The organism is Flavobacterium rivuli WB 3.3-2 = DSM 21788, assembly GCF_000378485.1.
In the GTDB taxonomy this organism is placed as follows: domain Bacteria; phylum Bacteroidota; class Bacteroidia; order Flavobacteriales; family Flavobacteriaceae; genus Flavobacterium; species Flavobacterium rivuli.
In genome coordinates, this window is the sequence record NZ_KB899967.1 from 439,325 (window position 1) to 457,966 (window position 18,642).

16 protein-coding genes are annotated in these 18,642 nt (G+C 41.1%); 9 read left to right on the top strand and 7 right to left on the bottom strand.

What is annotated here, in order from left to right; genetic code table 11:
• Positions 1-729 carry a TrmH family RNA methyltransferase gene (locus F565_RS0105480; RefSeq protein ID WP_020212198.1) on the bottom strand — a complete coding sequence of 243 codons (729 nt, stop codon included), beginning with the start codon at positions 727-729 and terminating at the stop codon, positions 1-3.
• A 39-nt stretch (positions 730-768) separates the two neighbouring features.
• On the opposite strand from F565_RS0105480, the gene tamL reads away from it, so the two are divergent.
• From tamL to accD, 3 genes are all read left to right on the top strand, one after another.
• Entirely contained in the window at positions 769-3,324 is a 2,556-nt protein-coding gene (gene tamL, locus F565_RS0105485) for a translocation and assembly module lipoprotein TamL (RefSeq protein ID WP_020212199.1), read from the top strand.
• 60 nt (positions 3,325-3,384) lie between these two features.
• Positions 3,385-4,452, top strand: a complete 1,068-nt coding sequence (fbaA, locus tag F565_RS0105490; protein ID WP_020212200.1) for a class II fructose-bisphosphate aldolase — start codon at positions 3,385-3,387, stop codon at positions 4,450-4,452.
• An 88-nt stretch (positions 4,453-4,540) separates the two neighbouring features.
• Positions 4,541-5,395: an acetyl-CoA carboxylase, carboxyltransferase subunit beta gene (gene accD / locus F565_RS0105495; protein WP_020212201.1), complete on the top strand. Its 855-nt coding sequence runs from the start codon at positions 4,541-4,543 to the stop codon at positions 5,393-5,395.
• 414 nt (positions 5,396-5,809) lie between these two features.
• Here the strand turns inward: accD and F565_RS0105500 are convergent, their stop codons facing one another.
• The 3 genes from F565_RS0105500 to F565_RS0105520 all read right to left on the bottom strand — a co-directional run bounded on the left by F565_RS0105500 (position 5,810) and on the right by F565_RS0105520 (position 8,983).
• Positions 5,810-6,259, bottom strand: a complete 450-nt coding sequence (locus F565_RS0105500) for a hypothetical protein (protein WP_020212202.1) — start codon at positions 6,257-6,259, stop codon at positions 5,810-5,812.
• 1,085 nt (positions 6,260-7,344) lie between these two features.
• A complete protein-coding gene (locus tag F565_RS0105515) occupies positions 7,345-7,698 on the bottom strand; it encodes a hypothetical protein (RefSeq protein ID WP_020212205.1) in 354 nt (117 codons plus the stop codon).
• 31 nt (positions 7,699-7,729) lie between these two features.
• Positions 7,730-8,983, bottom strand: coding sequence for an ABC transporter permease (locus F565_RS0105520; RefSeq protein ID WP_026299901.1), 1,254 nt, complete (start codon positions 8,981-8,983; stop codon positions 7,730-7,732).
• A 158-nt stretch (positions 8,984-9,141) separates the two neighbouring features.
• Here F565_RS0105520 and purH point away from each other — a divergent pair, with 158 nt between their 5' ends.
• The 6 genes from purH to rodA all read left to right on the top strand — a co-directional run bounded on the left by purH (position 9,142) and on the right by rodA (position 16,206).
• Positions 9,142-10,668, top strand: a complete 1,527-nt coding sequence (gene purH / locus F565_RS0105525) for a bifunctional phosphoribosylaminoimidazolecarboxamide formyltransferase/IMP cyclohydrolase (RefSeq protein WP_020212207.1) — start codon at positions 9,142-9,144, stop codon at positions 10,666-10,668.
• A gap of 63 nt (positions 10,669-10,731) precedes the next feature.
• Entirely contained in the window at positions 10,732-11,760 is a 1,029-nt protein-coding gene (locus tag F565_RS0105530; RefSeq protein ID WP_026299902.1) for a rod shape-determining protein, read from the top strand.
• 10 nt (positions 11,761-11,770) lie between these two features.
• A complete protein-coding gene (mreC, locus tag F565_RS0105535; RefSeq protein WP_020212209.1) occupies positions 11,771-12,592 on the top strand; it encodes a rod shape-determining protein MreC in 822 nt (273 codons plus the stop codon).
• Positions 12,585-13,091, top strand: a complete 507-nt coding sequence (locus tag F565_RS0105540) for a hypothetical protein (protein WP_020212210.1) — start codon at positions 12,585-12,587, stop codon at positions 13,089-13,091. The genes mreC and F565_RS0105540 overlap by 8 nt, the downstream gene beginning before the upstream one ends.
• The gene (gene mrdA, locus F565_RS0105545; RefSeq protein ID WP_020212211.1) at positions 13,088-14,953 is read left to right on the top strand and encodes a penicillin-binding protein 2; all 1,866 of its coding nucleotides are present in this window, start codon (positions 13,088-13,090) and stop codon (positions 14,951-14,953) included. Before F565_RS0105540 ends, mrdA begins: the two co-directional genes overlap by 4 nt.
• A complete protein-coding gene (rodA, locus tag F565_RS0105550; protein WP_020212212.1) occupies positions 14,950-16,206 on the top strand; it encodes a rod shape-determining protein RodA in 1,257 nt (418 codons plus the stop codon). Before mrdA ends, rodA begins: the two co-directional genes overlap by 4 nt.
• Positions 16,207-16,711: 505 nt before the next feature.
• Here rodA and F565_RS0105555 read toward each other — a convergent pair.
• The 3 genes from F565_RS0105555 to F565_RS0105565 form a co-directional block, all read right to left on the bottom strand.
• Positions 16,712-17,065: a hypothetical protein gene (locus F565_RS0105555; protein WP_020212213.1), complete on the bottom strand. Its 354-nt coding sequence runs from the start codon at positions 17,063-17,065 to the stop codon at positions 16,712-16,714.
• A gap of 110 nt (positions 17,066-17,175) precedes the next feature.
• The gene (locus F565_RS0105560) at positions 17,176-17,523 is read right to left on the bottom strand and encodes an immunity protein Imm33 domain-containing protein (protein WP_020212214.1); all 348 of its coding nucleotides are present in this window, start codon (positions 17,521-17,523) and stop codon (positions 17,176-17,178) included.
• A gap of 10 nt (positions 17,524-17,533) precedes the next feature.
• Entirely contained in the window at positions 17,534-18,640 is a 1,107-nt protein-coding gene (locus F565_RS0105565; RefSeq protein ID WP_020212215.1) for an ABC transporter permease, read from the bottom strand.
• Positions 18,641-18,642: the final 2 nt, after the last annotated feature.

Below are 18,642 nucleotides of genomic sequence, written 5' to 3' on the forward strand. Positions count from 1 at the left end.
TTAAACATTTCGCCTGAACTCGCTTAGTATAATTGCTGCTGCTGTGGCCACATTAAGGCTTTCGGTTTGCTGCAGGTTACCAAAGCGCGGTATTGCAATGCGGTGTGTAGCCAGGGCTTCTGCTTCGGCCGATATTCCGTTAGCTTCATTGCCCATTATAATGATCCCGTTTTGCGGCATTGCTTCCTTATAGATATTGGTGCCATCCATAAAAGTACCATAAACCGGCAGTTTGGTTTTAGCTAAATATTCCTGCAAATCAGTATATATAACATTAACCCTTGCAAGGCTGCCCATTGTCGCCTGCACTACCTTGGGGTTATAACTATCTACACATTGCAACGAACACACAAGGTGGCTAATGCCAAACCAGTCGCACAGGCGGATGATGGTACCCAGGTTTCCGGGATCGCGCACATCATCAAGGGCAACAATAAGGCCGGTATCGGGCACGGGCTTTTCATCCGGTATGGTAAACAGCGCCAGGCAAGCCTGCGGTGTGGTAAGTGCGCTTATTTTTTTAAGCTCATCGGGTGTTATCAGGGTAACCTTATCGGCAGCAATGCCTTTAAAAAAAGCATCGGTGGTATATAAATGGTGCAGTTCGAAATTAGAATTCAGCAATTCCTGAACCACCTTTATACCTTCGGCAAAAAACAATTTGTCCTGCTTGCGGAATTTTTTTTGCTGTAAGCCTGTTATTGTTTTTATTTGGTTTTTACTAACCATAAAAAATGTATTTTTGAATTTATATTTGGCACCACCGTTTTGAGAGATAAAACAACAAAAATAGTATTATTTATAGTATCGGCATTGGTTTTATATTCGTGTTCGCTTACAGAGCGGGTTCCGGAGGATAAACACCTGCTCGAAAAAAACGAATTCAGCGTAAACGGGGAGCCTAAAAACGACGACGAGCTTAAGGCGCAAATGTACCAGCTGCCCAATACAAACATACTGGGTTACAACCTGCGCCTGCACATGTACAACCTTGCCAAGCCTAATGCTGACTCTTCTTACCTGGCATGGCTGGACCGTAAACCGGGCAGGCACGAGTTTATGCGCAGCTTACTCTCAGAAAAACAGGTAATGCGCCTGGGCAACTCTTTTGTAGTGGCAGGGTTTAGCAACTTTTTAAAAAAAACCGGCGAGCCACCCGTACTGGTAGATGTTGCCCGTGTAAAAAAATCGCGTAACCGCCTGTATGCTTACTACTATAAGCAGGGGTTTTTCAGGACAAAAGCCACATGGAAAATAGATACCCTTGCCGATAAACGCGCCATTGTAACCTATAACATAGAAACCGGAAAGCCTTATATTGTAGACAGTATAAAACCGCTTATAGAAACACCTGTACTGGACACTTTGTACCGCAGTACAAAAAACCTTTCGGTAATAAAAAAGGGAAAACAATATAATGAGGCCGATTTTACTGCAGAGAGGGAGCGTATAACCACGCTTTTCAGGAACCGTGGGGCATATACATTTCAGCAAAACAACATAAATTATACAGTAGATACGGTAAATACAGGCTACAAAGCTAATGTAGATATTGTAATAGATAATGAATCGGTGCGTCAGGGCGACTCTACATTTGTGCGCCCTTTTAAGCTTTACAAAATAAGCAAGGTAAATATTTATACCAAAAACCCATCGGCCGAAGACCAGACTGTAGATACCGTAAGCTACAATGGCTTTAACATTTACAGCACCGGAAAGCTTAACTACAGGCCAAAAGCCCTTACCGATGCTATGTTTATTACCCCCGGCAGCAACTATGCCGATTACAAACGTGTGCTTACTTCACGATATATAAACAACTTACGCGTTTTTGGCTACCCCGGTATTAACTTTGTGGTAGACACTACCGATGCCACTGGAGGATCGTTAATAAGCAATATTACACTTAACCCGCGTAAAAAGTTCAGGTTTAATGTAACGGCTGATTTTAACCACAGTAACATTCAGGATTTTGGTGTACAGGGAAGCTTGGGGCTTACCATACGCAACATTTTCAGGGGTGCCGAAACGCTCGAAATTTCTACCCGTGGCAACATAGGCTCCAGCCGCGACCTTGCCATACAGGACCACGCCTTTTTTAATATATTAGAGTATGGTGCCGATGCCAAGTTTACGTTTCCACGTATATGGTTCCCGTTTAATACCGAGAAGATAATTGCTAAAGAGATGATACCCTCTACCATTATGAGTTTTGGTATAGGCAGGCAAAAAAACATAGGGCTCGATAAAGAAAATTTTACCGGTGTACTAAGCTACAACTGGACACCCAAGCGTAACCGCCACACGGCAAAGCTTGATTTGTTTAACATACAATACATTCGTAATGTAAATGCAGGTGCTTATTTTAGGGTATACAAATCGTCTTACGACAGGCTAAACGAAATTGCAAAATCATACCCAGACCTGCCTTTAGGTTATTATGATGAAACCGGAAACCTGCCTGTATATGCGGTTTTTCCTTTTATTGATGATGTACTGGAAAACCGCACGGGCGTAGCCATATCTGAAGCTGATTTTGAAGATGTCCGCAGGCTCGAAGAACGCCGCGAAAGGCTTGTAGAGAACAACCTTATTTTTGCGTCTAACTTTACCTATACTACAACCACGCGTACTGACCTTAATGACAATAGCTTCTTTGTATTTAAAACTAAAGTAGAAAGTGCCGGTAATACCCTCTCCTTATTATCGGGGTTATTAGACGAGAACAAGGGTGTGCCTACGGGGCAAAAAACAATTTTTGATGTTAATTATGCCCAATACATAAAAGGCGAGCTCGACTTTATAAAACACTGGGATTTGCGCCGTGGCAAAGTACTGGCCATGCGTGCCTTTTTTGGCCTTGCAGTGCCTTACGGCAATGCATCGTCTATACCATTTACGCGCAGTTATTTTGGCGGGGGCAGTAACGACAACCGAGGCTGGCAGTCCTACAGCCTTGGGCCGGGACGTAGTGGCGGCCGTAACGATTTTAACGAGGCCAACTTAAAAATTGCCTATAGTGCAGAGCTGCGCTTTAACCTTTTTGGCAAGTTAAACGGTGCCATCTTTGGCGATGTGGGCAATATATGGAACGTGTTTGACCAGGAAACCGACCCTGATAAAACCTTTAACGGATTTAAATCGTTACAGGACCTTGCACTGGGTACCGGTATGGGTTTTAGGTACGACTTTAACTTTTTTGTAGTGCGCCTCGACGTAGGCTTTAAAACCTATAATCCAGGCAGGCCTGAGGGTGAGAGATGGTTTAAAGAATACAATTTTTCGAACTCGGTTCTAAATGTTGGTATTAATTATCCGTTCTAAACTTAAAAATAGTATTTTTGTGAATTAATTTTTAAAACATTAACTTTAAAACATTAACTAATGGCTCATAATATTAAACCCGGTGTAGCCACCGGAGATCAGGTACAGGAGATATTTAATTATGCCAAAGAGAAGGGCTTTGCGCTTCCGGCAGTAAATGTAACAGGGTCTAACACTATTAACGGTGTATTAGAAACTGCAGCAAAACTTAAAGCCCCGGTAATTATCCAGTTCTCAAACGGCGGATCTATATTTAATGCCGGCAAAAGCCTTTCTAACGAGGGTCAGCAGGCAGCTATACTTGGAGCCATTGCAGGCGCTAAACACATACACACACTTGCAGAAGCTTACGGAGCTACTGTAATATTACATACAGACCATTGCGCAAAAAAACTTTTGCCATGGGTAGACGGGCTTCTTGATGCCAGCGAAAAACATTTTGCCGAAACAGGAAAACCATTATTCAGCTCGCACATGCTGGATCTTAGCGAAGAGCCTCTTGAAGAGAACATTGAAATCTCTGTAGAGTACCTTAAAAGAATGAGCAAAATGGGCATGACCCTTGAAATTGAACTTGGTATTACAGGTGGTGAAGAAGATGGTGTTGACAACAGCGATGTAGACAGCTCTAAACTTTACACACAGCCGGAAGAAGTAGCAGAGGTTTATGAGGCGCTTAAAGCGGTATCTGATAAATTTACTATTGCTGCTGCGTTTGGTAACGTACACGGTGTATACAAACCGGGTAACGTAAAACTTACTCCAAAAATACTTAAAAACTCTCAGGAGTACGTTCAGCAAAAATACAACACAGGCCACAACCCTATCGATTTCGTTTTCCACGGAGGATCGGGTTCTACACAGGAAGAAATTACAGAAGCTATTTCTTACGGTGTTGTAAAAATGAATATTGATACCGATCTTCAGTTTGCCTTTACAGAAGGTATCCGTGATTATATGGTAAAAAATATCGATTACCTAAAAACACAAATAGGTAGTCCGGACGGTGCTGAGTCTCCTAACAAAAAACATTATGACCCACGCAAATGGGTTCGCGAAGGCGAAGTTACCTTTAATACAAGGCTGGAGCAGGCTTTTGCCGATCTTAACAACGTTAATACTCTATAGTTGCCGGTTGTTAGTTATTGGTTGTTGGGTTTTTCTAACAACCATCAACCAATAACTAACAACCATTAATCAGAATAAGGAATAAAATATGGCTTGGTTTAAAAGAACAGAAAAAGGGATACAAACACCAACCGAAGATAAAAGAGATGTGCCTAAAGGTTTATGGTACAAATCGCCTACCGGTAAAATTGTTGATGCAGATGAGCTTGCCAGGAATTTTTATGTTAGCCCCGAAGACGGCTACCATGTAAGGATAGGCAGCAAGGAGTATTTTAATATACTGTTTGACGATAACGAGTTTACAGAGATCAATGCTAATATAACCTCTAAGGACCCCCTTAAGTTTGTTGATACCAAAAAATATGGCGACCGCCTTAAGGATGCCATGGAGAAAACAAAACTTAAAGACGCCGTGCGAACTGCCGTGGGCAAATCTAAAGGGAAAGACCTTGTTGTTGCCTGTATGGATTTTGCCTTTATAGGCGGGTCTATGGGTGCCGTAGTGGGCGAAAAGATTGCACGCGCTATAGACCACTCTATTAAAAACAACATCCCGTTCCTGATGATATCAAAATCGGGTGGAGCAAGGATGATGGAAGCGGCTTACTCGCTAATGCAGCTTGCCAAAACGTCGGCTAAACTGGCACAGCTTGCCGAGGCTAAAATACCGTACATATCATTATGTACAGACCCTACAACGGGTGGTACAACAGCATCGTATGCTATGCTTGGCGACATCAACATCTCTGAGCCCGGAGCCCTTATAGGCTTTGCCGGCCCAAGGGTGGTAAAAGATACTACAGGCAAAGAGCTGCCGGAAGGTTTCCAGACGGCAGAGTTTGTTATGGAGCACGGTTTCCTGGATTTTATAACCCCAAGAAAAGACCTTAAGGACAAAGTAAATCTTTACCTCGATTTAGTTTTAAATCAACCGGTACGATAATATCTAATCCCGACCTTGAGAGAGTGTCGGGATTTTTTTTTAGTTCGTTTTTTATATGTAGTATATGTATATATAGTCCAATCTATAAAAAATGTCATCATTTAGAGACACACCCCTAACCCCTCTCAAGAGGGGAACCAGCTACACTCGGCTGTTAAGAGCGACCGTATTTCAGACGTTTGAGTGAGCACAATTGAGTGTTCCCCTCTTGAGAGGGGTTAGGGGTGTGTTGCACAGGATAATTATAACAAATAGAAATGATTTAACTATATCTTTTCTTTTGTCTTGAAACAAAAGAAACAATCCTGATAGCTATCGGGACAAGGCTCTAACTTCTTTTGCTACAAAATATAAGCTTCAGCTAAAAGATTTGAACTCGCTGGGATGTAAACTTCTGTACAAAGAATCGCTTCCTTAAATAATAGTTTTGACATCTATCCCATTAGCACCTTCAATATCCACCTTGTATAAAGTATTGCTTATCAAAGTAAATATTTCTACAGGCAGCGTGTCTGCCAATAAAGGATTGGCTGGTTTCGCTACCAAATGATAGTTTGTATCCCGAAAATTATTTGCAGTAGTTTTATCAAAAGTATAGAGCCCGCGCTTAGCCATGAAAATAAAATCTTCAAGATAATCGTTTGTAATAACGGTAGTTTTTATTGATTCAAGTTCAAGATTTAGTAGTACTTCGCTGGTTTCGGGTATGTTTTTAAAGTAAGACCATAACAGCCCCAACTTTTCATCCAGGTAAGCAACAGAGCCAGGCAGCTTTCCCGCCCCGGATGCAACGAACCCAATTTTATTACCGCTTACAAAGAACCAGTTAATATCGGAAGTTTCCTGTTTAATTTCTGAAATCATAAATTATCTTACTTTTTAATAAAGACCTTTATTTCAATCGGCATGAGTAACAAAGGGATTTGGCTGCACGAGCCTGAGGCTCGCGCTAGCAGCGGGATTATTCTACAACTGCATATTTGACTTAACTATTTTGGATAGCGTACCTTCATATACATTAAAAATTAAAACAATGTTATTGCTAACAATTTTTACCATCAAATATTGAGTATCTACACTTTTAATTGCAGTCCATTTTATAAAGTTGTCATTTAAGAAATATAAAATTTCATGGATTTTTTACCGTCTAATACGTAGTGTTCGCCCTCGTTCTTAAATACTACGTTAACTGATAATTTATCGAAATCTATACCAATCTCATCAATTATCTCGTTACAGAATCCCCACCGATATCAATCGGGCATATAGTAATATTCGTAGTGTTCATGACCAATTAGTGTAAGACCATCAAAATTTAATTTGTTTTTCAATTCTGCAATACTATCGCCTATATTAATTCCATATAATGAATCATCATTTAAAAACCAATCTGTTATATCATACATAAAATTATATATTAAAATTTTCGCATCACAAAATAGAATGCCACTAAAACCAGAAATAACAGTATACTCACTATTATCCCTGTAGTATTTTTTATTGTGTTGCTTCTATACAATTTGTATGCAATGAATGACTCCACAACTCTAACAAGAATTAAACCCAGTGTCAAACTACATTTATTGTAATTGTAAACCGGATAATCTATACATGATAAACAAATTGCAGTAACAACTAAAACCAGATTTATCTTAAGAATATCCTTAAGTAAATAGAAAAAGATATAAGTGGATAAACCTAAAACGGCGTGGCTAACTAAAACTATAAATTCGGCCCAACCTAAAGCTGCCGGAGCCATATTTAGTAACCTCTTTGATACTGGAACAAAGTTAATAAATGCAAGAGTTAACAGGGATATGGCAGTTATCAATTTAAAAAATCTACTCATACTTAGTCCCGAAGTTATATGCAATTATTTCTATTTAGCTAAAATTTCCTGAAAAATGAAGGATTAGACCCGTTATGCCACGTTATTCAATGATATTATTCTAAAAATTCACTACCTCGCACGTAACTTCGGAAGCCACGAAGCGCAACACAATATACCTGTCATCAATAGTATTAATAATCATTTCTAAAAATTCATTAGAATGTACAATATGTAGTAGTAAACTAAAAATCCCTATATGCTTATCTAAATTAAAGAATATATCATCATTATAAACTTTACTTTTTGCCTCTTTCCAGTTACCAATTACACAGCAGCAGTTTTGTTCTACATAGTCTCCGGATTGTACATCATGATAACCGGGAAAGTAGATTTCTATTTTCTTTCTGTCAATATCATAGCAGAATTTGCTGACAGGTATATCGCTAAAGGAAGCTTCTATTTTAATATTCATCTTACGATTTTTAACAGCACCTAATCTCTGCTTACATCCCACTCCTTATCGCCTCTACTGGGTCGAGTCTTGCAGCAGATATAGCTGGCAGTATACCCGATATTAAACCTATACCTACAGACAGCCCTGTGCCAAGAAGTATATTGCCGGCACTTAGTATAAATTCAAAATCGAAGGCTTTGGTTATTAGTGTGCCCCCGCCCCACACCATCAGGATGCCTATGGCACCGCCTATTAGGGAGAGTATAACAGCTTCGAACAAAAACTGCATAAGTATAAAACGGTTTTTAGCCCCAAGCGATTTCTGGATGCCTATTATACCCGTGCGCTCCTTAACCGAAACGAACATGATATTGGCAATACCAAATCCGCCCACAAGTAGCGAGAACCCGCTTATTATCCAGCCTACTAAATTAAGCATACTTACAATACCGTCTATAAAATCAGTGAAAGATGATAATATGTCTATCATAAAATTGCTGTCCTCCCCTGCCTTTATACCGCGGTAGTTGCGCAGTTTTTGGGTAACCTCTGCTTTAGATGCCTCCGGGTCGGCGCCTTTAAGGGGCTTTATAAGTATAATGGGCGTTAGCGACGTATTGTTGTCGCCATACAGCCTGCGTAAAAAATTAACCGGCAGCATGACCGATGTATCGTTGCTGGGCATGCCCATACTGGCTGCACCCTGTTTTTTAAGCACACCTATTACCGTAAAGCGCTGGCCATACATGCGTATTTTTTTTCCTATGGGGTTACTGCTGCCAAAAAGCGTTTGGGCAATTTCGTACCCTATAACCGCCACGGCACTACCGGAGTTCGATTCAGATTCCGTATAAAACCTCCCGTCTACAATTTCAACCGACTCTATATCGGCAATTTCATAAGATGACGGTTTAGCATTTACCCCCGTAGCCGATTTATCTTCGTACTTAATATTTATAGACGGCGCAAACATTTGGAAAGCCATTGTTTGCACGCTGGTAACATTATTTTTAAGGTACTGGTATTCTTCATATTTAACATTAGGGAACTGCTGCACTTTCCACCGTGGTATATCTGTAGGGGCAAAAGAAAAACGCTTAAGGTACATGGTGTTTTTATCTACCTTGCTAAGGTCTTTTTTTATTTTATGGTCCAGGGAATCTACAGCCGCAAGTACGGCAATTATAGAGAAGATGCCTATGGTAACGCCAAGCAGCGACAGGAACGTGCGCAACTTATTATTAGTAAGGGCGTTCATGGCAAAGGCAAAGCTTTCTGAGAGCAGGCGCAGGTAGAGAAACATGTTTAAAATTGTATTGGCTTGTGTAAAATTGAGCATTTTTTTAAAATCCTGAAAACCAAAAGGCATAAAGTTTTCAATTATTTAAAATTTAGCATACACCGGTTTGAATGTTAGCTTTACAATAACTACTTTTGCACCCTTATTTAAACACACAACAAATGAGCACTGCAAAAACTATTTCATCTGCACTAATATCGGTATTCAGCAAAGACGGCTTAGAGCCTATTGTTAAGAAACTGCACGAGCAGGGCGTAACCCTATATTCTACCGGAGGTACAGAGACTTTTATTAAAGACCTGGGCATACCCGTAGTACCTGTAGAGGATGTTACCTCTTACCCGTCTATACTGGGCGGCAGGGTAAAAACCCTTCACCCCAAGGTATTTGGCGGTATCCTTAACCGTCAGGACCATGAAGGCGACGTACAGCAAATGGCCGAATATAACATACCGCAGATAGACCTTGTTATTGTAGACCTTTACCCTTTTGAAAAAACGGTAGCATCGGGCGCATCTGAGGCCGATATTATCGAGAAAATAGACATAGGCGGCATATCTCTTATACGTGCTGCCGCTAAAAATTTTAAGGATACGGTTATTGTAGCATCTGTAGATGACTATGCATTGTTCCTTGAAACATTTACAAACAACAACGGCGCTACAACGCTTGAAGAGCGCAAACTGTTTGCTACAAAGGCATTCCACGTTTCGTCGCACTACGATACTGCCATTTTTAACTACTTTAATACCGACGATACTTTTTATAAAGAGAGTGTGGGCAGCGGCCAGGTATTGCGCTATGGCGAGAACCCGCACCAAAAAGGTTTCTTCTTTGGCGATTTTGATAAGATATTCTCTAAAGTACACGGAAAAGAGCTATCTTACAACAACCTTCTTGATGTAGATGCTGCCGTAAACCTTATTGCAGAGTTTAAAAATGACGGCCCTACATTTGCCATACTTAAACATAACAACGCCTGTGGTATTGCTACAAGAAACACTGTAAAAGAAGCGTATCTTGATGCCCTTGCGGCTGACCCTACATCGGCCTTTGGCGGTGTGCTTATTACAAATACTAAGATAGATAAGGCTGCAGCCGAAGAGATAACAAAGCTGTTTTGCGAAGTGGTAATTGCCCCTGCGTATGATGGTGATGCGTTAGCGATTATAGAAGAAAAGAAAAACAGGATCATCCTTATTCAGCACGAAACAGAGCTTCCGCTTAAACAGGTTCGCACCTGCCTTAACGGCTTGCTTGTTCAGGACAAGGATAATATTACCGATAGTAAAGAGCACTTTACAACTGCTACCATTACTGCCCCAACAGAGCAGGAAGTTAACGACCTTGTGTTTGCATCTAAAGTGTGCAAGCATACTAAAAGTAACACTATTGTGTTTGCTAAAGATGGTCAGCTACTGGCATCGGGCACGGGCGAAACAAGCCGTGTAGATGCTTTAAGGCATGCTGTAGAAAAAGCAGCCGCAAACAATTTTAGCCTTGCCGGCGCCGTTATGGCCAGCGATGCATTTTTCCCTTTCCCGGATTGTGTAGAGCTTGCTAAAAATGCCGGAATAACATCTGTAATTCAGCCGGGCGGGTCTATAAAAGACCAGTTAAGCATTGATTATTGCAATGAAAACGGGGTGTCTATGGTATTTACCGGTACACGTCATTTCAAACATTAATTTTATTACTTTTACAGGCTCCTAAACAAACTATAATATAAATACCTAAACCCTAAATGCCGTATGGGATTTTTTGATTTCATGACCGAGGATATTGCCATTGACCTCGGAACCGCAAATACGCTTATTATCCATAATGATAAAGTTGTTATAGACAGCCCGTCTATAGTAGCGCGTGACCGCGTAAGTGGCAAAATAATAGCCGTGGGTAAGGAAGCCAACATGATGCAGGGTAAAACGCATGAGAACATTAAAACCATACGCCCCCTTAAAGATGGTGTTATAGCCGACTTTGATGCGTCTGAAAAAATGCTTACCATGTTTATAAAAAGCATTCCTGCATTAAAGAAAAAACTATTCACCCCCGCGCTACGCATGGTAGTTTGTATACCAAGCGGCATTACAGAGGTAGAGATGCGTGCTGTAAAAGAATCGTGCGAAAGGGTAAATGGTAAAGAGGTATACCTTATACATGAGCCAATGGCAGCGGCAATAGGTATTGGTATAGACATCATGCAGCCTAAGGGTAACATGATTGTAGATATAGGTGGTGGTACTACAGAGATTGCAGTTATAGCGCTTGGCGGTATAGTATGCGACAAGTCGGTTAAAATTGCCGGCGATGTATTTACTAATGACATTGTATACTATATGCGTACCCAGCACAACCTTTTTGTGGGTGAGGGTACTGCAGAGAAAATAAAAATATCTATAGGGGCAGCCCTGGAAGATCTTGAAACACCTCCGGAAGACCTGTCTGTACAGGGGCGTGACCTTTTAACAGGTAAACCTAAACAGGTAGAGGTATCGTACCGCGAGATTGCTAAGGCGCTTGACAAATCGATACAGCGCATTGAAGATGCGGTTATGGAAACACTATCGCAAACACCGCCGGAGCTTGCAGCAGATATTTACAATACCGGTATTTACCTTGCCGGTGGAGGATCGATGCTAAGGGGGTTGGACAAGAGGATATCTCAAAAAACAGACCTGCCGGTTTATATAGCCGAAGACCCGCTTAGGGCCGTAGTAAGGGGTACCGGAATGGCCCTGAAAAACACCGCAAAATACAGGAGCATACTTATAAAATAATGATTAGTTCATGCAGCAAATAGTAAATTTTTTATTTAAAAACAGTATAACATTACTGTTTTTGCTGCTTTTGGGCATTTCGTTATCGTTTACCATACAGTCGCATGCCTACCACAGGAGCCGTACCATAACATCGGCAAATGCCGTAACCGGTTATGTGTATGGGCAAATAAACAAGGTAGAAATGTACTTTAGCCTTAGCGAAGAGAACCAAAAACTGGCATCAGAAAATGCCCTGCTTAAAAACATGCTCTTTAATAAAAAAGACACTGTACTTGCAACTGTACCGCCAAGCCTGGGTATTTATAAAGTTATACCGGGCAAGGTTATAGCTAACTCCTACAGTCTGCAGGAAAACTACCTTACCATTAATAAAGGAACTGCAGATGGCGTTAAGGAAGATATGGGCGTTGTAAGCAGCCTTGGGGTTATAGGCTATATAGAAAAAACATCTAAAGGGTATTCTACCATAATAAGCGTTCTTAATAAAAAGTTCAGGCTTGGTGCCAAGATTAAAAAGAACAACCACTTTGGTACGCTTACCTGGAATGGTAAAAGCACCGGCTTTGCACAGCTTGTAGATGTGCCAAGGCTTGCCACCGTGGTAAAAGGAGACACCATTGTAACAGGTGCAGAGTCGACCATCTTCCCCGAGAATATTCCTATAGGCACTATAGAAAAAGTGTACATAGACAAAAAAACAAATTACTACACGCTTGATATACGCTTGTTTAACGACATGACCAGCCTGGGCTACATATATATTATGGAGAACAAGGACCGCGAAGAGATACAACAATTGCAACAGGCTACCGTACCGCCCAATGAATAGTACCGTAATAATAAATATACTGCGTTTTATACTGCTGCTTGCCATACAGGTAGCGGTATTAAACCGTTTAGACCTTTTTGGTTTCCTTAACCCCTACCCGTATATTTTGTATATACTGCTTTATCCGGTAAACGGCAATAAGGCATTATTACTGGTATCGGCATTTTTTATGGGGCTGTTTATAGATATGTTCCTTAACACCGGCGGGCCCCATGCAGCGGCATCGGTAACACTGGCATTTTTAAGGCCCACATTCTTTAAATTCTCATTTGGTGTAAGTTACGAGTACCAAACCATAAAAATTAACGACCGCCTTTCGCCGGAGCGTTTTTCATTCATACTCATATCGGTAATAACGCACCACCTTATTTTATTTTTGCTCGAAGTATTCAGGTTCAACCTTATACTTACAGCACTACTGCACACGTTATATACTACGCTCTTTACACTTGTAATTTGCATTATAACAATATACCTGGTTAAGCCGGCCAAAACATGAGAAAGATATTATTACCCATACTTATAGTTGCTGCCACTTTACTGATTATAGCAAGGCTGTTTTATTTGCAGATATTAGACGACTCTTACATTAAGAAATCGGATAACAATGCCATTAAAATAAAATACGAATACCCGGAGCGTGGCTACATATACGACCGTAATGGCAAGCTGCTTGTGGCTAACCAGCCGTCTTATGATATTATGGTTACACCCCGCGAAATGAAAGACCTGGACACATTACAACTGTGCGAACTTCTTAACATAGACAGGGATTACTTTAATAAAAGGCTCGAAAAAGCAAGGGTGTACAGCCCCAGGCTTCCCTCTGTATTTTTACCGCAGTTAAGCAAAAAAGAATTTGCTGCATTCCAGGAAAAAATACGCCGCTTTAAAGGTTTTGATATTGTAAAACGTTCACTCCGCGATTACCAGACTACTGCCGGGGCAAATGTTTTTGGCTACATACAGCAGGTTAACGATGCTATTATAAAAAGGGACCATTACTACAAGAGTGGCGACTTAATAGGCCGCCAGGGTGTAGAACAAATGTATGAAGATGTATTGCGTGGCACCAAAGGTGTTAAGTATGTGCAAAAAGACCGTTTTAACCGCGAGATAGGTTCTTTTAAAGACGGTATTTATGATACTATTGCAGTGCAGGGTAAAGACATTACACTATCTCTTGATGGCGAACTGCAAAAATATGGCGAAGCGCTAATGTTTGAAAAGCGTGGTGGCATCGTTGCGATAGAACCAAGAACCGGCGAAATACTGGCACTGGTAACGGCTCCATCCTACGACCCGGCATTATTAGTGGGCCGTGAGCGTTCTAAAAACTATACTGCCTTATACAACGACTCTATATCTAAACCATTATATGACCGTGGCCTTTTAGCCGAATATGCACCGGGATCGCCATTCAAGATCCTTACAGGCCTTGTGGCGTTGCAGGAAGAAGTTATAGACGAGAACAGCACATTTGTTTGCCATCATGGTTTTTCTTACGGGCGTGGAGCCTTTATGCGCTGCCACGACTCGGGCACTAACAGGCTTCACGAAGGTATTTATAAATCTTGTAACACATATTTTGGCAATGCCTTCAGGCTCACTATAGACAAATATCCTAAAGCAGAATATGGTGTGGCAGCTTGGAGCAGCCATCTTAAGAGCTTTGGGCTTGGCGACTTTTTGGGCTACGACCTTCCTCCGGGAAAAAAAGGACTTATCCCTACACCTAAGTTTTACAAACGCTTTTACCCTAACGGTGGCTGGAGCGGTTCTACCATTATTTCTAATTCAATAGGTCAGGGAGAGGTACTAATGACACCCATTCAGCTTGCTAACATGATGGCTACCGTAGCAAACAAAGGCTACTATTTTACTCCCCACATGATAAAGAAAATTGAAGGCCAGCAGTTAGATAAAAAATTTACAACCAAGCACGTAACCACTATAGACAAGCAGTATTTTCAGCCGGTTATAGATGGTTTGTTCGATGTATACAACCTGGGTACGGCGAGCCGCCTGCGTGTAGAAGGCATTGAGATATGCGGTAAGACCGGTACTGCAGAGAACTTTATGAAAATTGCCGGTAAACGTACACAGCTGGATGACCACTCTATATTTGTGGCGTTTGCGCCACGCGATAATCCTAAAATTGCCATTGCGGTATTTGTAGAGAACGGTTACTGGGGAGCCCGATGGGCAGGCCCTATTACCAGCCTTATGATAGAAAAATACCTTAAAGGTAATACCGACTCGCAAAAAGCGCGCGAAGAATATATAATGACCAATGGCCTTAAAGCAACGTACGAAAAATATTTAAGCGGGCAGCCTTTCCTAATTAACCAGGGACGATGAAAAACCAAAAGGTAACAAATAACATGGACTGGGTAACCATATTGCTTTATGCAATACTGGTTGTAATGGGCTGGATGACTATTTACTCGGCATCTCTACCGGAACAGACAACATCGCTTTTTGACCTGAGCCAGATTTATGGCAAGCAGATACTTTTTATTATAGGCAGCGTACCCCTTATTATTGTAGTACTTAGTATAGATGCCAAAATTTACGATAAATACGCTTTTATATTCTACGGATTTGCACTGCTGTTACTTGCCGGGCTATTTGTGTTTGGATCGTCGCACAAGGGGCAGACTAACTGGTACTCTTTTGGCGGCTTTAGTGTGCAGCCGTCAGAGTTTGCCAAGATAGCCACATCGCTGGTTCTGGCTAAGTTTTTAAGCGATGTCCAAATAAACCTTAAGAATACTAACCACCAGCTTATAGCATTAGGCATTATCTTTTTGCCGGTAATGCTTATTATGTTACAGCCCGATGCCGGTAGTGCCATGATATTTATGGCATTAATGATTGTGTTGTACCGTGAAGGCCTGCCGGGCTGGTACCTTGCCACAGGGGGTATTGCCATAGTTCTGTTTATATTAGCCTTGCTTATTAAGCCTGCAATACTTGTGGGCCTTTGCCTTATCATAATTTTAATACAGTACTTTATAACACGCCGTGCCCTGCGCAATCCCATTATATCTGCACTGGCACTGGTGGCTATTGCTGCCTTTGTATTCTCTGTAGATTATGTGTTTGAAAACGTACTGGAAGCTCACCAGAAAGACCGTATTAACGTACTTTTTGATAAAGATGTAGATATGCAGAGCGAAGGCTACAACCTTAACCAGTCGCTTATTGCCATTGGCTCCGGCGGATGGTTTGGCAAAGGCTACCTTGAAGGCACGCAGACCAAAGGAGGCTTTGTACCGGAGCAGCATACCGATTATATTTTTACTACCGTGGGCGAAGAGTGGGGCTTTGCAGGTGCCGTACTGGTAATAGCTGTTTTTATAACGCTGCTGTTACGCATTGTATACCTCGCCGAAAGGCAAAAATCCAAGCTCTCCAGAACGTATGGCTACTGTGTAGCCTCCATACTCTTCATGCACTTTTTTGTGAATATTACCATGCTTATAAAGCTGTTCCCCACTGTGGGTGTACCCCTGCCGTTCTTTAGTTATGGTGGGTCGAGCCTATGGGCATTCACTATATTGTTGTTCATTTTTATTAAAATGGATGCCAATAAGGTTAATGAGTGGTAAGATATAACCGTACTTTTTTTATGGAACACGGATGACACGGATGCTGCGCAGACGTGGATTGAGGCTGATTTCTATTCAATATTTAATTTTCTTCTGTCTTGAAACAAAAGAAACAAAAACTCAAGGCTCTAACTTCTTTTGCAACGAAGTTCAAGGCCTTAGCTTCACTTGGATGTGATTCTCAAATATAATACGATATTTCAAAGAACGATTTGGCAATAATTATCCTGCCCGTTGTGCGGGGAAAAATATTATACTGGAATTGTTCATCTGTGGGGAATTATGCCATTTGGATATGTTACGGTTCAATTAGGATTAAATGTCTCGCAAAGTCGCGAAGCCGCAAAGTTGAAAACGGAACATTTTATGTGGAAGAAGCGACTGTTAAGTCGCAAAGCTTTGCGACTTAACAGTCGCTTCTTCCAGCTTATTAAACAGTACAGCTTTGCGGCTTCGCGACTTTGCGTGAAAAAATATTTGAAATATATTATATTTTCATTTGATATTAATTTGGCCCTGCCCTGCCATTTGGAAAAGCAGGTTTAACAACAGGAAGCAAACAGCCCTTATCCATTGCTGAACTCTCAAAGTCTGGTGCGCCAATATATACAGGTTCTAAGTAAAAAAGAGGTTGATTAAACTGAGACACGTACAATCCGGACAGTTCCAAAATATCATTGCCAAATTTTATAGGGATTAAAGGCTGGGCTATGGGCAGTAATTCCTCAACTTCAGATGCTTTAATTTCAGGTTCATCAGGAATTTCGTCGTGGTAAATAACTACGTATTTCCCGATTAAACGTCCTTGTATATAAGCATCATAATCAAAGCGTTTTTTTGGTTTCTGAATCGTACACATAAGTTATGGGTAGTAAGAAATCTTGGAAAGAACGGCAAAGATACGATGGGATAATTTATAAAGTACTGAAGTAGGTTTTGCAGTAGATTTAATTTTATAAAAATCTAATGTTAAATATCCAATAAAGACAGATCTTCCCAAACATCTTCATAACCTTTATCATCAATTAAAAACCGATGACCCGGAGGCAGAGCTAAATATTTTATTATTTCAGGATTAATATTTTGTAAATGCTTTACATGCATCCGCTTAAAGAAATTATGTTCTTCAGAAAACTCTTCTCCTGCCCATATATACCAACCGGTAGTATTACCATCAAGAGGATGCCGTAATCCATTAATAGGCATGAGTCCGCTTGCCACATTTTTAGCAATCCCTAACATATCATTTAGATTGCTGGGAACACACGGTACATTATATTTATCACAAATAGCTTTTTGTTGGTCTTGATAATCCATATAATTTATATTACTCACTCTTCACATCCAGCGCATCCCTAAGGGCATTACCCACCATCATAAAGGCAAGTACCAGTAACAGCATCGCTATACCGGGTGCTAAGGCAAGATATGGTTTGCCTAATATTATATAGTTATAGTGGTCTTTTATCATACCTCCCCAACTTGGTATGGGTGGCTGTGCGCCAAGGCCAAGAAAGCTCAGTCCGCTTTCTACCAATATGGCCGATGCAAAGTTGGCTGCCGAGATCACGATAACCGGGGCCATACTGTTAGGCAATATGTGGTTAAAGATGATCCTGCGGTTGTTATAGCCTAAAGCCCTTGCTGCCGTTACAAACTGCATTTGCTTTATGCTCATTACCTGGCCACGCACTACACGGGCAACTTCTACCCACATGGTAAGCCCTACGGCCACGAATACCTGCCAGAAGCCTTTGCCTAATGCCAGTGTGATAGCGATGACCAAAAGCAGTGTAGGTATGCTCCAGATGATGTTTACCAGCCACATTACAAAAGCATCTGTTTTGCCGCCGTAATAACCCGCAATGGCACCAAAAAAAATGCCCACAACCAATGATATAAATACCGCGACAAACCCAATGGCTATAGATACACGCGAACCCACCAAAAGTCTACTCAGCAAATCACGGCCCTGGCTATCGGTTCCTAACAAAAACCTTTGAGTACGAATATATTCTTTTTCTATCGTTGCCTTATCGGTTGTCTTAAATTCAGATAGCGGGATGGTTTTGCTTACTGCAAGCGATGGTTCATCGGTATATTCAAAATAGGTAAGGCTGTCTTTTGAAACTTGATATTTTAAAATTGGAATTTTCAATTCCGGATTGGTTTCGCCGGTAAAGTATTTGGCAAAGCCTGCATTGCTGCTTAAATCAGCAGGAAAATGCAGCATCGTTACCGTGAACCCCGGCGATTTAGAATGGATGGAGAGGTCGCCCCAATTGGCATTCTGCGTTTTATCGGGTGCCAGTAGATAAGCAAAAATTGATATAAAAAGTAACAGTACAATAAATACTAAACTTAAAACGCCCCAAAAGTTCTTCCTGAACTTTTGGAGCGCTAAGCCTGTAAGCGATTTTCCGGTTTTATCCATTT